The 14,739-nt window shown below is 58.0% G+C and carries 13 protein-coding genes; 9 read left to right on the top strand and 4 right to left on the bottom strand.

Annotation, left to right across the window (positions count from 1 at the left end):
- Positions 1-101 precede the first annotated feature (101 nt).
- The 3 genes from J122_RS27360 (at position 102) to J122_RS27350 (ending at position 2,769) form a co-directional block, all read left to right on the top strand.
- Entirely contained in the window at positions 102-1,109 is a 1,008-nt protein-coding gene (locus J122_RS27360) for a methionine ABC transporter ATP-binding protein (protein ID WP_058092816.1), read from the top strand.
- Entirely contained in the window at positions 1,109-1,786 is a 678-nt protein-coding gene (locus tag J122_RS27355; protein ID WP_058092815.1) for a methionine ABC transporter permease, read from the top strand. The genes J122_RS27360 and J122_RS27355 overlap by 1 nt, the downstream gene beginning before the upstream one ends.
- A gap of 200 nt (positions 1,787-1,986) precedes the next feature.
- The gene (locus J122_RS27350) at positions 1,987-2,769 is read left to right on the top strand and encodes a MetQ/NlpA family ABC transporter substrate-binding protein (protein ID WP_058092814.1); all 783 of its coding nucleotides are present in this window, start codon (positions 1,987-1,989) and stop codon (positions 2,767-2,769) included.
- Between the two features lie 84 nt (positions 2,770-2,853).
- Here the strand turns inward: J122_RS27350 and J122_RS27345 are convergent, their stop codons facing one another.
- Together J122_RS27345 and J122_RS27340 are read right to left on the bottom strand one after the other, a co-directional pair.
- Positions 2,854-3,507: a peroxiredoxin gene (locus tag J122_RS27345; RefSeq protein ID WP_058092813.1), complete on the bottom strand. Its 654-nt coding sequence runs from the start codon at positions 3,505-3,507 to the stop codon at positions 2,854-2,856.
- A 155-nt stretch (positions 3,508-3,662) separates the two neighbouring features.
- On the bottom strand, positions 3,663-5,024 hold the full coding sequence (locus J122_RS27340; protein WP_058092812.1) for an alanine/glycine:cation symporter family protein: 1,362 nt from the start codon (positions 5,022-5,024) through the stop codon (positions 3,663-3,665).
- 198 nt (positions 5,025-5,222) lie between these two features.
- Between J122_RS27340 and J122_RS27335 the strand changes: the two genes are divergently transcribed.
- A complete protein-coding gene (locus tag J122_RS27335) occupies positions 5,223-5,654 on the top strand; it encodes a CBS domain-containing protein (protein WP_061331240.1) in 432 nt (143 codons plus the stop codon).
- Between the two features lie 29 nt (positions 5,655-5,683).
- The gene (gene fghA / locus J122_RS27330; RefSeq protein ID WP_061331239.1) at positions 5,684-6,529 is read left to right on the top strand and encodes an S-formylglutathione hydrolase; all 846 of its coding nucleotides are present in this window, start codon (positions 5,684-5,686) and stop codon (positions 6,527-6,529) included.
- Between the two features lie 21 nt (positions 6,530-6,550).
- On the opposite strand, the gene J122_RS27325 is transcribed toward fghA, so the two are convergent.
- Positions 6,551-7,675: an HD-GYP domain-containing protein gene (locus tag J122_RS27325; protein WP_061331238.1), complete on the bottom strand. Its 1,125-nt coding sequence runs from the start codon at positions 7,673-7,675 to the stop codon at positions 6,551-6,553.
- Between the two features lie 244 nt (positions 7,676-7,919).
- Here J122_RS27325 and J122_RS27320 point away from each other — a divergent pair, with 244 nt between their 5' ends.
- Positions 7,920-8,924 carry a GGDEF domain-containing protein gene (locus tag J122_RS27320; RefSeq protein WP_061331237.1) on the top strand — a complete coding sequence of 335 codons (1,005 nt, stop codon included), beginning with the start codon at positions 7,920-7,922 and terminating at the stop codon, positions 8,922-8,924.
- Here the strand turns inward: J122_RS27320 and J122_RS27315 are convergent.
- Complete coding sequence (locus J122_RS27315; RefSeq protein WP_082780510.1) at positions 8,900-10,342, bottom strand: MATE family efflux transporter; 1,443 nt, start codon at positions 10,340-10,342, stop codon at positions 8,900-8,902. The genes J122_RS27320 and J122_RS27315 overlap by 25 nt on opposite strands.
- 164 nt (positions 10,343-10,506) lie before the next feature.
- On the opposite strand from J122_RS27315, the gene J122_RS27310 reads away from it, so the two are divergent.
- The 3 genes from J122_RS27310 (at position 10,507) to J122_RS27300 (ending at position 14,664) form a co-directional block, all read left to right on the top strand.
- The gene (locus J122_RS27310) at positions 10,507-11,379 is read left to right on the top strand and encodes a carboxylate/amino acid/amine transporter (RefSeq protein WP_061331236.1); all 873 of its coding nucleotides are present in this window, start codon (positions 10,507-10,509) and stop codon (positions 11,377-11,379) included.
- Positions 11,380-11,523: 144 nt separating this feature from the next.
- On the top strand, positions 11,524-13,098 hold the full coding sequence (locus tag J122_RS27305) for a PAS domain-containing methyl-accepting chemotaxis protein (protein WP_061331235.1): 1,575 nt from the start codon (positions 11,524-11,526) through the stop codon (positions 13,096-13,098).
- Positions 13,099-13,269: 171 nt separating this feature from the next.
- Positions 13,270-14,664 carry a sodium-dependent transporter gene (locus tag J122_RS27300; protein ID WP_061331234.1) on the top strand — a complete coding sequence of 465 codons (1,395 nt, stop codon included), beginning with the start codon at positions 13,270-13,272 and terminating at the stop codon, positions 14,662-14,664.
- The last annotated feature ends 75 nt before the right edge of the window (positions 14,665-14,739 follow it).

Here is a 14,739-nt window from a genome sequence, read left to right as displayed (position 1 = left end):
CACACCGCCTGGATTCGGGTTTGGTCATCGAATAGGCTATAATCGCCGGTTTTCGGCTGCGCGCCCTACGCACTCCAAAGGCAAAGACCAAGGCACTGATCGTGATTGTATTTGACCAGGTACAGAAGTCATACCAGGTGGCCGGCCGGGCGATCCCCGCGCTGCACCCCACCAGTATGACCATTGAAACCGGCGAGGTATTCGGCATCGTCGGCCATTCCGGCGCGGGTAAGTCCACCCTCGTGCGGCTGATCAACCTGCTGGAACCGCCCACCGGCGGCCGCATCCTGATCGACGACGAAGACATTACCCGGTACAACTCTGCGGAGCTGCGAGCCTTCCGCCGCAAAGTGGGCATGATCTTCCAGCACTTCAACCTGCTGTCGTCCAAAACCGTGGCAGACAACATCGCGTTTCCGATGAAGCTGGCGGGCATCTACAGCAAAACCGAGATACGGGAGCGGGTACAGGAACTGCTGGCCCGGGTCAGCCTGACCGACCACGCAGACAAGTATCCTTCGCAGCTGTCCGGTGGTCAGAAACAACGGGTTGGTATCGCCCGTGCCCTGGCCTGCCGCCCCACCATTCTGCTATGCGACGAGGCCACCAGCGCACTGGACCCGCAAACCACCCAGTCGGTGCTGAAACTGCTGAGTGACATTAACAAAGAGCTGGGCCTGACCATTGTCTTGATCACCCACGAAATGGATGTGGTACGCCGGGTGTGCGATCGGGTAGCCGTAATGGACGCTGGTCGCGTCGTGGAAATGGGCCCGGTGAGCGAGGTGTTCCTGCACCCCCAGCATCCCACCACCCGGGATTTTGTGTTCGAAAGCGAAAACATCGACCGCAACGAACTCCAGGAAGACCTGCAGAAAGCCGAAGGCCGCATCCTGCGCCTGACCTTCAAGGGCGAATCCACCTACAAACCCCTGCTGGGCAGCGTGGCAAGGGAATCCGGCGTAGACTTCAGCATCCTCTCCGGCCGGATCGATCACATCAAAGACACCCCCTACGGCCAGCTGACCCTGTCACTGGTGGGCGGTGATCTCGACGTCGCCATGCAGGCGCTGGAAGCCGCCGATGTTCACGTGGAGGTAGTGCGCTGATGGAAGCTTTAATGGAAACCCTCATGGGCAACGTCGACTGGCTGGAAATCGGCTGGGCCAGCTGGGACACCCTGGTGATGGTGGGCATGTCCCTGCTGTTCAGCGTACTGATCGGCCTGCCCATTGGCGTATTATTGTTCCTGTTCGGCAAACGCCAGCTCCTGGAACAACCGGTGGCCTACGCGGTGTTGTCGTTCGTGGTCAACGTACTGCGTTCCGTGCCTTTCATCATCCTGCTGATCGTGATGATCCCGTTCACCGTACTGCTCATTGGCACGTCACTGGGCGTGGCCGGCGCCATCCCGCCACTGGTGGCTGGCGGTGCCCCCTTCTTCGCCCGCCTGGTGGAAACCTCCCTGCGGGAAGTCGACCGCGGCATCATCGAAGCCACTCAGGCCATGGGTGCTAACGTGCGCCAGATCATCTTCGGCGCCTTGCTGCCGGAAGCGCTTCCGGGCATCATCGCCGGTATTACCGTGACGGCCATCACCCTGGTCTCCTACGCGGCCATGTCTGGCGTCATCGGTGGCGGCGGCCTGGGCGACCTGGCCATCCGCTTCGGTTACCAGCGTTTCCAGACCGACGTGATGGTGATTACTGTCGCCTTGCTGGTGATTTTCGTACAAGTACTCCAGATGGTCGGCGATCGTCTGGTGCTGTATTTCAGCAGAAAGTAAGACTGTGATTGAGCCGGGCAGGCAATTCCAAAGTCCGGTATAGGCAGGCCGCTGGGAGGCTCCTTCCGAAAACCTGGAGCGCCAGGGATGGCGCGACGGAGCCCTACATGGACGTATTCACGGGCGTTTTTCGGAAGGAGCCTCCCAGCAGCGTGCCGTAAACCAAAGTTAAACACGATGCTCCACAGGAGAACGCAATAATGAATCTGAAGAAAACTCTGGTAGCCATCGCTGCCGTAGCAACTTTCTCCTCTGCTGCTGTTGCAGAGAAACTATCCGTAGCCGCCACACCGGTGCCCCATGCTGAGTTGCTGGAATTTGTGAAGCCGGCGCTGGCCGAACAAGGCGTTGAGCTGGATGTGAAAGTCTTCACCGACTACGTACAGCCCAACATCCAGGTTGACCAGAAGCGCATGGACGCCAACTTCTTCCAGCACCAGCCGTACCTCGACGAATTCAACAGCGGCCGTGGCACCAACCTGGTCACCGTTGCCGGAATTCACGTTGAGCCGTTCGGCGCCTACTCCAGCAAAATCAGCTCGCTGGACGAACTGAAAGATCGTGCCGTGGTGGCCATCCCCAACGACCCCACCAACGGCGGCCGCGCCCTGTTGCTGCTTCAGGAAGCTGGCCTGATCACCCTGAAAGACGAAAGCAAGATCACCGCCACACCCCGTGACATTGCCGACAACCCCAAGCGCCTGAACTTCCGCGAACTGGAAGCCGCTACCCTGCCGCGTATCCTGAACCAGGTCGATATGGCCCTGATCAACACCAACTACGCCCTGGAAGCCGGCCTGAACCCGTCTGAAGATGCCATGGTGATTGAAGGTGCCGAGTCCCCTTACGTGAACATCCTGGTTGCCCGCCCGGACAACAAGGACAGCGACGCCATGCAGAAACTGGCCAATGCGCTGAAATCAGACGCCGTTCGCGAGTTCATCAAAGAAAAATACGAAGGTGCAGTAGTACCGGCATTCTGACATCCGGGTACCCGATAATGAAAAAGCCGGGCAGTTCGTACTGCCCGGCTTTTTACTGGCACAAAACTTACTGTAAGGCGAGGATCAGTCACCGCTCCAGTTAGAGGACGGGTCTGGAGTCATCCGCAGGTAGGATTTCACTGCCTTGTAGCCCTTCGGGAAGCGCTGTTTGATCTCGTCTTCATCCTGCAGTGACGGCACAATCACCACATCGCCGCCTTTTTCCCAGTTACCTGGCGTAGCCACTTTATGGTCATCGGTCAGTTGCAGGGAGTCGATAACCCGCAGCACCTCGTTGAAGTTACGACCGGTGGATGCCGGGTAGGTAATGATCAGGCGCACCTTCTTGTTCGGATCAATGATAAACAGCGAACGCACGGTCAGGGTGCTGTCGGCGTTCGGGTGGATCATGTCGTACAGCTTGGCGACCTTGCTGTCGTGGTCGGCAATGATCGGGAAGTTGACGGTGCAGCCCTGGGTTTCGTTGATATCCTTGATCCAGTCCTTGTGGGAGTCAACCGGGTCGACACTCAGGGCAATGGCCTTGACGCCACGTTTGGCGAATTCGTCTTTCAGTTTGGCGGTCAGGCCGAGTTCCGTGGTGCATACCGGTGTGAAGTCGGCAGGGTGTGAGAACAGAACCCCCCAGCTGTCACCAAGCCAGTCATAGAAGCGAATGGTGCCTTCGCTGGAATCCTGTTCAAAATCCGGTGCAGTGTCTCCAAGACGCAAACTCATAGTCGTTCTCCTCAGACAGGTTGTTGGCAAACACGGTGTTATTTTCTGTGTACGTTAGACACTGTGGCGATGGATGCCCTGAATGCAAGGGGGGCTTGATCCAGAGCATCCAACGGTTTGCTCACATCCTTATGAGCACCAGACTTAGATGCCGACTATTTCACACCCAATGCCTTCTGCTTCTCAAAGTGCTCCCGGGTGAGTTTGAACACCACCGGGCTGAGTAACAGCAGGGCGATCAGGTTGGGCAGCGCCATCATCGCGTTGAGGGTGTCGGCCACCAGCCAGATAAAGCCCAGGTTGATGGTGGCACCCACGGGGATGGCGACAATCCACAACACCCGATAAGGCACGATGGCCTTCACACCGAACAGGAACTCGATGCAGCGTTCACCATAGAATGACCACCCAATGATGGTGGTGAAGGCGAAAATCGCCAGGGCAATCGCTACCACGTAGTTGCCGAAGCCGGGGAGGCCTGTTTCAAAGGCCAGGGAGGTGAGGGCCGCACCCGTCTCGCCGGAGGTCCAGGCGCCGGAGGTAATAATCACCAGGCCGGTGATGCTGCACACAATGATGGTATCGATGAAGGTGCCCAGCATGGCGACCATGCCCTGCTTGACCGGGTTCTTGGTCTGGGCGGCGGCATGGGCGATGGGCGCAGAACCCAGGCCCGCTTCGTTGGAGAAGATACCGCGTGCGACACCAAAGCGGATAGCCGCCCAGACAGCGGCACCGGCAAAGCCCCCCTCGGCTGCGGCCGGGCTGAAGGCATAGCTGAACACCATGCTGACGGCTGCGGGAATTTCACTGGCATTGATGGCCAGAACAATCAGGCCAACCAGCACGTAAGACACCGCCATAAATGGCACCAGGGCACTGGCCACCTGGCCAATACGCTTGATGCCGCCAATCAGCACCAGGCCCACCATAATCATCAGCAGAACGCCGGTGATCCAGTGGGGCAGGCCGAAGTTGGCAGACAACACATCCGCCACCGAGTTGGCTTGTACCGTATTGCCGATACCGAAAGCGGCAATGGAGGCGAAGATCGCGAACAACACCCCAAGCCAGGCCCATTTCTTGCCCAGGCCATTGCGGATGTAATACATGGGGCCGCCCACATGGGCACCACGCTCATCCACTTCCCGGTAGCGCACGGCCAGCACGGCCTCGCCGTACTTGGTGGCCATGCCCACCAGGGCGGTCAGCCACATCCAGAACAGGGCGCCCGGGCCGCCCAGGAACACGGCGGTGGCAACCCCCGCAATGTTACCGGTGCCGACGGTGGCTGACAGGGCGGTCATCAGGGCCTGGAATGGCGGAATATCACCATCGTCCTCGTCACCGCGGGCACGGCCGCTCCACATCAGCCGGAAACCGGCACCCAATTTCAGGATCGGCATCAGTTTCAGACCAATACTGAGAAACAGCCCTACCCCGAGGATCATCACCAGCATGGGGGGTCCCCAGACCAGGCTATTGATTTGACTTACAAATTCAGAAATGGGTTCCATGGGTTCTCCCACTGTTTACCACGGCTAGGTCATATGATTAGAGCCCCAGAGGGCATAACCTGTTGAGTTTAGTCGACTATTTTGTGGTGTAAACCGTTTTGCTCCTGAGAGTTGTCCATTTTGCCGAGCATTGCCTATGTTTAGAGTAACTGCGGTGCCAGTTTCGGCGCCTTAAATAAAACCGAAAAGGGGCTGCCTATGCGCTCACTGAAAATCTCGGAAGTCATGTGGAATCACATTGAGCCTATCCGTTGCGGCACACCGCTGACCAAGGTTGTTAAAGCGTTACTGGATAACCACGTTACCGGTTTGCCAGTGGTGGATGAAAAGCGCCAGGTTCTGGGCTTTGTGTCGGAGCAGGACTGCATTCACTCGCTGCTGGTGAGCAATTATCACAGCGAGGGCGAGCCCATTGTGGACGATGTGATGTTCCATAAACCGCTGACGGTGTCGCCAGAGATGTCAGTGATCGATCTGGCGCAGAATCTGGGGGCCGGAAAGCCGAAAGTGTACCCGGTGGTTGATCATGGCAAACTGGTGGGGATTGTCACCCGTACAGCTATTCTGTCCCAGTTGGCCAAATCCGGTAATACTATCGAAAAACAGCGTTTCGCCAACGTCGAGGACTGACTTCTCCACCTACAATCGCCAGGAGAGCTATGGAACTTTTAGCCACCAACGTTTGCTTTGACGGCGAGCACCGCCGCTACCGCCACTCATCTGCCACGCTCCAGTGCGACATGGAGTTTGCGGTGTTTCTGCCGCCGTCGGCTCTGGGCGAGGAAGGCAAACCAGCGCCAGTGCTTTACTGGTTGTCCGGGCTGACCTGCACCGACCAGAATTTCATGCAGAAAGCCGGTGCCCAGAAACTGGCCGCCAGGCTGGGCCTGGCGATTGTGTGCCCGGATACCAGCCCCCGGGGCGTGGACCTGCCTGGCGAGCACGACAGTTACGATTTTGGCAGTGGCGCGGGCTTTTACGTGAATGCCACAGAACAGCCCTGGGCACCCCACTACCGCATGTACGATTACGTTGTGAAGGAGCTGCCCCAACTGGTCGAGAATGAGTTGCCGCTTAGCGGTGAGCGGTCGGTCAGCGGCCATTCCATGGGCGGCCACGGAGCTTTGATCTGTGCCCTGAAGAATCCGGGGTATTACAAATCGGTATCGGCGTTCGCGCCCATTGCCAACCCGATGGCGTGCCCCTGGGGGCAGAAAGCCTTCAAGGGTTATCTTGGAGATGACCAGAGCAAGTGGGAAGCGTGGGATGCCACCCGCCTGATTCCGACCGCAAAAGAGCGGCTGCCGCTACTGGTAGACCAGGGTACGGCCGATGAGTTTCTGGAAACCCAGCTGAACCCGGAAACGTTGGCGGATGTCTGTGAGAAGTTTCATCACCACATCAACCTGCGAATGCACCGTGGGTACGACCACAGCTATTTCTTTATTGCCTCGTTCATTGACGACCACCTGAATCATCATGCCAGGGCATTGGGTTTGGCATGAGCCCGCCACGCTCCGCGGGTTTCAGTTGCGAAAGCCCCAGAGCAGGCTGAAATCCATGGAGGGCATCTCTTCTGGCTCTTCGGCGCCCTGGATGTTGTATTCGGGAACGCTGGTGTCGCGCTCAAACGTGCCGCTGTAGCGGTTGCCCCGGGGCCCGAAAATAGCTTTGACAAACGGTCCCCTGGCCCTGACGGCGCGGCCGGTCACCACACCGACTTCGTTATTGTCGAGCCGCACCAGCATGCCAGGCGGGTATTCGCCGAGTACTTGCAACAGTGACCGTGGAATGGCCGGGCGGACCTTGCCGTCACCGAGAGTGGCTATCAGTTTGCGGGCAGCGGTGATGGTCATCCTGTTGCGGTAGGCTCGTTTGGTGATCATGGCCACGTAGCGTTCTGACAGAGCCAGAATTTCCGCCTCTGGCAGAATATCAGTGCCACTTAATCCTTCCGGATAGCCGGAGCCATCGGCCTGCTCGTGGTGCTGGGCGATGATTTTCAGCAACAGTTTATTGGTAATGCCGGCGGAGGTCAGTGCCTGGATGCTGCGGTGCGGGTGTTTGCGGATAACCGCCCGCTGGTCGTCGGTGAGCACACGGGTGGAAGCATTTAGCTGGTCGGCCACCGGCACAAGTGCCAGGTTGGCGGTCAGGGCCGCGGCGGTCAGCACACTGGTACGTTTTTCATCAAGCCCAAACGCCCTGGCCGTGAAGTGGCACAAAATGCCGTAGAAAAGAATCTGTTCGTGAATGGTGGGGCCGATGGAGTACAGATGCACCAGGGCCAGGCTGGCTTCCGGCGCTTCCTGACAGGTCCGCTCCAGCATTCGCGCCAGCCCCAATAAGCGTTTTTGGGCAGACGGATCTTCACTGGTGATGGCGTTGAGGGTTGCTTCCAGGGTGGCCAGCAGGTCGGCGTAGTCGGCGAAGGGGTTACGCTGCCGTTGATCCTCCTGAATTTTTTCCTTTTTCCGTTCGATTTTCCGGGGCTTGAACCGGCCCCGCTCAAACAATTGCTCCAGCTGAGTATTGGTCTGGATAACATAGCCCTGACGCAGCAAGACGTTTCCATCGGCGTCGAAAACATCCCAGGGTAATGGACGGCCGATGGTCAATGCCCCAGGGGCGATGCGTATGAGTGAATCCAATTTGAATATCCCAAGGTGTCGTAGAGCGATTCTTGTTCTTCGGAATACTTCTTTCAATATTCTGACGTCAAAACCGGCATAGGCTTGTGTATTTAGAATACTAACCGACACACTTTTGTGATGCATGTCACATTGTGTCGTGTTCAGAGATAGAATTGTTAAGAATCGTAGCCCGGTAGCGCCCCCTTACATAGCTTACGCTAAGCTTGTGCACTAACTAAGACCATAGTCGGACCCGATCTGAATGTTTCATCGGCTAAAAAACGATTTCCGATTATCGATCATCACATTGCTTGGCATCAGTGCCATCGTTGGCATCACGCCGTTCGTGATCCTGCGATTTGTCGAGGGTAATCCGCTCGCCGGTTTTGTTGATCTCGGGATTCTGTCTGGCATCGTTGGCAGCCTCGCTTATGCCTGGGTCACCGGCGACACATACCGCAGCGGCATGTTCCTGGCGATTATTATCTGCGCGGGCGCGGTCACCGTTGGTGCGGTTATGGGTGAGGCGGGTTTGTTCTGGATATTCCCTTGCCTGGTAACAACCTTCTTTCTTGTATCCAGCCGACTTGCGGCCATTCTGAACCTGCTATCCGTTCTGGCGCTGATGTCGATTGAAACGGCTTTCAGCTCAACGGTTCAAATGTGGACGTTTGCGACCACGGCGACGGTGGTCAGCGCCTGTGCCTATGTCTTTGCCTATCGTAACCAGGATCAGCGGGAACGCTTGGAGCACCTGGCCACCATCGACCCACTGACCGGTGTCAAGAACCGCCGCTCCATGGATGAGGAACTGGATGCGGCTGCTGCCAATGCTGAGCGATCCGGGCTACCCTATGCCCTGGTGATGCTGGATATCGACCACTTCAAGAAAATCAACGATGTGTATGGTCATGGCGTCGGTGATAATGTGCTGACGGACTTGGTGGCGCTGGTTGAACGCAACACACGAAAGTCTGATCAGCTGTTCCGTTATGGCGGTGAGGAGTTCGTGTTATTGCTGCCCGGTGTGGATGGGTCCAGCCTGCAGGCGGTTATGAACAACCTGCAACAGGTGTTGCGCAGGCATCTCAAGTACCCCGGTGGCCCGGTTACTTCGTCATTTGGTGTCGCCTTGCTGGGCCACGGCGAGAGCGTGGAGAGCTGGTTGGCGAGGGCTGATGAAGCGCTGTATCAGGCCAAGGAGACCGGGCGGGATCGGATTGTATTTGCAGATAAGAACACTCAGTTGGTGGCCGAACCGGCTTGAACTGAAGTCCGGCTGTCGGGTTCGCCGTGATGGTGGTTTCCGGGCCGGTAGCGAAACAATCGCCAACCCAGCAAAACACTGGCGGAGGTCAGCCCCGCCGTCAGCCCCACCCAGAACCCCGCCGCTCCCAACGCCGGCCAAAGCAGGTCTGTAAAGGTCAGAATGTAGCCCAGTGGCAGGCCAACCCCCCAGAACGAAAACAGCATAATGAACATGGGAATGCGGGTGTCTTTATAGCCCCTGAGCGCACTGATGCAGGTTACCTGAATCACATCAGCAACCTGGAACATGGCGGCAAACGCCAGCAGGCGAATGGTGACATCCCGCACGGCCTGGTCGCCGGTGTAGAGTGCGGCGATCTGTGCGGAGAACACAAACAGCAACGTGGCAAAGATCAGGGCAACCGCCGAGGCCAGGATCAGTGAGCTACGGGAAATCAGCCGGGCGGTATCCGGCGCCCGGGCACCCACCAGAAAACTCACCCGCAGCGTCAGTGCCATGCCTATGCTCAGCGGTAGCATGAACAACAACGACACCACGTTCAGCGCAATCTGATGTCCGGCCACAATCACCGGCCCCAGGGGTGCCAGGAACAGGGCAATGACTGAAAACATGCTGGCTTCAACAAAAATGGTGAAGCCAATGGGCACACCGATACCCAGAATGTAGCGAACTCCCCGCCAGTTGGGCTTCACCCAGTCGGCCAGCAGGTGAAACTGGCGGAAGGTACGGCTCCGGTTCAGGTAGATCAGTAAGGCAATGGCGGCCGTCCCGTTGGACAGCGATGTCGCCCAGCCGCAGCCCACACCGCCCATGGCGGGCAGGCCGAGCTTGCCGTAAATGAAGATGTAGTTCAGCGGCAGGTTGATCAGCGTGCTGAGTACAGAGAAAGCCATGATTACCCTGGTGTGGCCGAGGCCGTCAGTGAGTCCCCGCAGAGCGTTCATAAGAAGCAGGGCTGGAATGCCCCAGGCGAAGGCGTTCAGGTATCCCTGGGTGATGCCGGCAGTCTCTGTATCCATCTTCAGCATCGCCAGTACCGGGTGTACGTTGGTCAGCAACAACGCCATGATCACCGTGCCGCCGGCTGCGATGTAAATGCCCTGCCAGGTGGCCGGCATGATCTTCGAGTGCTGCCGGGCACCGTTGTAGCCGGAAATGATCGGTTGCAGCGCCCCCAGCATGCCCATGAAAAACAGAAACAGTGGCATCCACAGGCTGCTGCCAATGCCTACCGCGGCCAAATCCCGAGCGCTGGCGTGGCCCGCCATAACGGTATCAATAACCCCATTGGCCATCTGTGCCACCTGGGCAATCAGGATCGGCCCGCCCAGAATGGCCAGGGTTCTCCATTCCGCCAGCGTGCGGCGAACAAGGGGCTGTCGGGCTTCGGGTAACGGTTGGTGGTTTTCGTCCATGGTGCTGGTTTCGATGTTGGTTCGTCAGGGTTGTACCTGTCAGAGGCGGACATGGTACCCGATTGGCGGTCGGGCAGCTTATAGGGGTTTGCACCGCCTTCCGTACTGGATAATGCCGGCAAAAACGGTACAGTAGCGGTCCGGTTTATCTCAGGTGCGGTGGTATGGTTCTTCTGGTTCTGGTAACGGCGCTGTGGGCGTTTTCGTTCAGCTTGATCGGCGAGTTCCTGGCTGGCCGGGTAGACAGCGATTTTGCCGTGCTTACCCGTGTGCTGCTGGCGGCCCTGGTGTTTCTGCCCTTCACCCGCTGGCGTGGTGTGCCCGGGGGCATGAAGCTTGGTATTCTGATTACCGGCATGCTGCAGTTCGGTATTACCTACCTTTGCCTGTACCGCTCGTTCAGTTACCTCACGGTGCCTGAAGTGTTGCTGTTCACCATCTTCACCCCTTTGTACGTTACGCTGATTGACGATGCCCTGTTTCGCCGGTTCTCCCCGGTGGCCTTGCTGGCGGCAGCCATCGCTACTCTGGGCGCCGGCATTATCCGCTACGATGGCCTGAGTGAAGATTTCATTACCGGCTTCTTGTTACTGCAAGTGGCTAATTTTACCTTTGCCGCCGGCCAAGTGGGCTACAAACACGTGATGCGCCACTACGCCCTGGCTTTGCCGGGCTACCGTACCTTCGGCTACTTCTTTTTCGGGGCGCTGGTGATCGCCTTGCCGTCGTTCCTGATATTCGGTGATGCTGACAAGCTGCCCACAACCAGTCTTCAGTGGGGCATTCTCGGTTGGCTGGGGCTCGCGGCCTCGGGGCTTGGGCTATACCTGTGGAATCGCGGTGCCTGTGAGGTAGATGCTGGCACCCTGGCTATTATGAACAATGCCCTGGTGCCTGCCGGGTTGCTGGTGAACCTGCCGATCTGGAACCGGGATGCGGACCTCATGCGCCTTATGCTTGGCGGCGCGGTGATCGCGTTTTCACTGTGGGTGAATGCCCGTTTTCATCCCCGGGCAAGGGTCCTGGCCGGGCCCTGACAAGCCTTGTCTTCAAGATATCGGGTTGTGTGCCGTTACATTAATGTGACGTAGCGTAACTCATTAGATATTTCCTTGATATTCATCCAGACTTACGCTTGCGCCCTGAAATAATTTCCCCGGTTTAACGGACATCGACCCCCTATGCGCAAGAATCTACCTGTCACCCAGCGCGAAATTACCGTACCGGAAGGTATGCGCCTGATCAGTACCACCTCCCTCAAGGGCGTGATCACCTATTGCAACGACGATTTTGAAACCATCAGTGGTTACACCCGGGACGAACTGATTGGCCAGGCCCACAATCTGATTCGCCACCCGGACATGCCGCCGGCGGTGTTCGCCGACATGTGGGAGTATCTGAAAGCGGGCAAGGCCTGGATGGGTGTGGTCAAGAACCGGGCAAAGAACGGAGATCATTACTGGGTCAGTGCCTATGCCACTCCTATCTGGGACAACGGCCAGATGGTGGGCTATGAGTCCGTGCGCGTGGCTGTCACTCGGGACCAGATTGCGCGGGCTGAAAAGCTCTATTCTGGTATCTCCGCAGGCAAGTTGTCGTCATCGTTCAGTAACCGGGCCATGTCGATGGGCCGATCCGGCTGGCCGTTTTTGTTATCCCTGGTAATCACCTTGGGTGCCATGCAACTCGAGCCGCTCTGGCTGGCAGCGCTGGTCGTGTTGGTGGGTCATGGTCTGGCTTTCAGTCTGGTGTTCGGGTCTATTTCCAATCGTTTGAAAGGTTTACTCGCGTTGCGCCCCGATGCTTTCCAGGACCCCGTCGTTGCCCGCACATACAGCAGTGAGCGTGGCCTGATGTCGCGGTTGGCCCTGGTGCTGGTCAGTGAGGAAGCACGCATTCGCACAGCGCTGGCGCGAATTGACGATCAGGCTGAGCATTTACTGCAGCAGGCCCGGGCGTCCCATGGCTTCATTACCGAGGGGGCCACGGCGATTGCCCGGCAGCGGGCGGAGACGGACCAGACCGCCTCGGCGATCAATGAAATGACCGCGTCCATTCAGGAAGTCGCGGAAGCCGTTACCCACAACGCCAAAGAAGCAGAGCAGGCCAACCGGCTGGCCCACGAGGGCAGCCAGCGCAGTGGTGAGGCCACTGCCGCGATTGAGCAGCTGGTGCAGCAGGTGAATGGCATTGGCGAATCGGTGAGTCGCCTGGGTGAATCCACCCGCACCATTGGTGAAGCGGCCGACCTGATCTCGGACATTGCCGAGCAGACCAACCTGCTGGCCCTGAATGCGGCCATTGAAGCAGCCCGCGCCGGCGAGCAAGGCAGAGGCTTTGCGGTGGTGGCCGATGAAGTGCGGTCCCTGGCCCAGAGAACCCGGCAGTCCACCGTCAAGATCCATGAGGTGATTGAGCAGTTTCGGGCCCAGGTGGATGAAACCATTCAGGCCGTACGTTCTGGTGAGGAAATCGCCAGCCAGGGTCTGGCCCGGGTGCAGGGCGCGGCAGAATCCCTGCAAACCATTGTGGGTTCGGTGGATTCGATTTCCGACAGTTTCATTACCATGTCGGCCGCGTTCGAGGAGCAAAGCCAGGTATCGGACGAGATCAACCGGCAAATCGTGAACATCGCCGGTCTTGCCGACCAGAGCGACGAGCAGGCGGAAGCCGCTAAAGACAGTAGCGACCAACTCAGTGGCATGGCCCGTGGCCTGAAGGATCTGATCGCCCGGTTTGTCAGTAAATCTGGCTAGTTAGCGCTGGCCGGTTGGATCTGTGTGGTCGACAGAAACCACTGAACAACATTTCAGCACTGGCATCACCGCGCCAGTGCTGGCAGAATCCCGCACCAATGGCCTGAACCATTGGTTTGGCGCCCTCACAATTCGTAGTTTCCTATAGCCAAAAGCACAGGAAGAAAATTCATGTCACAGTCCAACTCCGCATCAGACAGCGGTATCGGGGCTCGCGGACTCTGGTCGTCCAAGTTCGCGTTTATTCTGGCAGCAACCGGTTCTGCTGTTGGTCTCGGTAACGTCTGGAAGTTCCCTTATGTCACTGGTGAGAACGGCGGCGGTGCCTTCGTTCTGGTTTACCTGCTCTGTATCTTCATCATCGGTATTCCCATCATGATGGCCGAGGTGTTTATCGGCCGGAATGGTCGCCACAACCCGATCACCAGTTTCCGCCTGGTGGCTGAGCGCAACCTGGCATCGTCCGGCTGGCGAATTTCCGCCATCATCGGCATGCTGGCGGCCTTCATCATTCTGTCGTTCTACTCGGTGATCGGTGGCTGGGCTGCGTCCTATGTTGGCCACGCCGCCATGGGTGATTTCACCGGTGGTACCGCCGAATCCGTGGGTGAAATGTTCGGCGGCCTGCTGGCCAGCCCGGCCAAGCTCCTGCTCTGGCACACGGTGTTCATGGCTCTGGTCGTGCTGGTTGTCGCCCGCGGCCTGAAAGGCGGCCTGGAGCGTGCGGTTACCATTCTGATGCCGGCCCTGTTTATCCTGCTGTTGATGGTGGTGGGTTATGCCACCACCACCGGCCACTTCGGGGAAGCGGTTTCCTTCCTGTTTAATCCGGATTTCAGTGCCCTGACGGTTAACGGTGTGCTGGTGGCCCTGGGTCATGCGTTCTTCACCTTGAGCCTCGGTATGGCTATCATGATGGCTTACGGCTCTTACCTGAGCCGCGATGTCTCTATCGGCCGCACGGCAGTCACCGTGGCCATCATGGATACCGTCGTGGCCCTGCTGGCTGGCCTGGCTATTTTCCCGGTGGTATTCGCCAACGGCCTTGAAGCCGGTGCCGGCCCCGGCCTGATTTTCCAGACCTTGCCACTGGCGTTCGGCAACATGCCCATGGGTACCCTGTTTGGCACCCTGTTCTTCGTCCTGCTGCTGTTCGCCGCCTGGACATCCGGCATCTCACTGCTAGAGCCAGTGGTAGAGTGGATTGAGGAGAAAACCAGCTTTGCCCGTGTGGGCAGTGCCGTGATTGCCGGTGGTGCCTGCTGGTTGCTGGGTATCGCGTCAATCCTGTCACTGAACGTATGGGCCGATGTGGCACCGCTGGGTATGTTCGCTGCATTCGAAGGCAAGACCATCTTCGATCTGTTGGACTACTTCACCGCCAACATCATGCTGCCGCTCTCCGGCCTGCTGACCGCCATCTTCGTGGGTTGGTTCGTGGCCAAGGAATCCCTGAAGAGCGACCTGGCTCTGCAGGAAAGCACCTTTGGCTTGTGGTACAACCTGATCCGGTTTGTGACGCCGATTGCTGTAGCAATCGTGTTTGTCTACAACCTGCTGGCGTAATCAGCCCGGCTGATAGCCCGCCAAAAAGAAAACCCGGCGCTGGAGACAGTCGCCGGGTTTTTTATGGCCTTGAAT

Source organism: Marinobacter excellens LAMA 842, from assembly GCF_001574445.1.
GTDB lineage: Bacteria > Pseudomonadota > Gammaproteobacteria > Pseudomonadales > Oleiphilaceae > Marinobacter > Marinobacter shengliensis.
The sequence above is the reverse complement of the archived record's forward strand: the minus strand, read 5'-3'. Positions and strand labels throughout refer to the sequence as shown.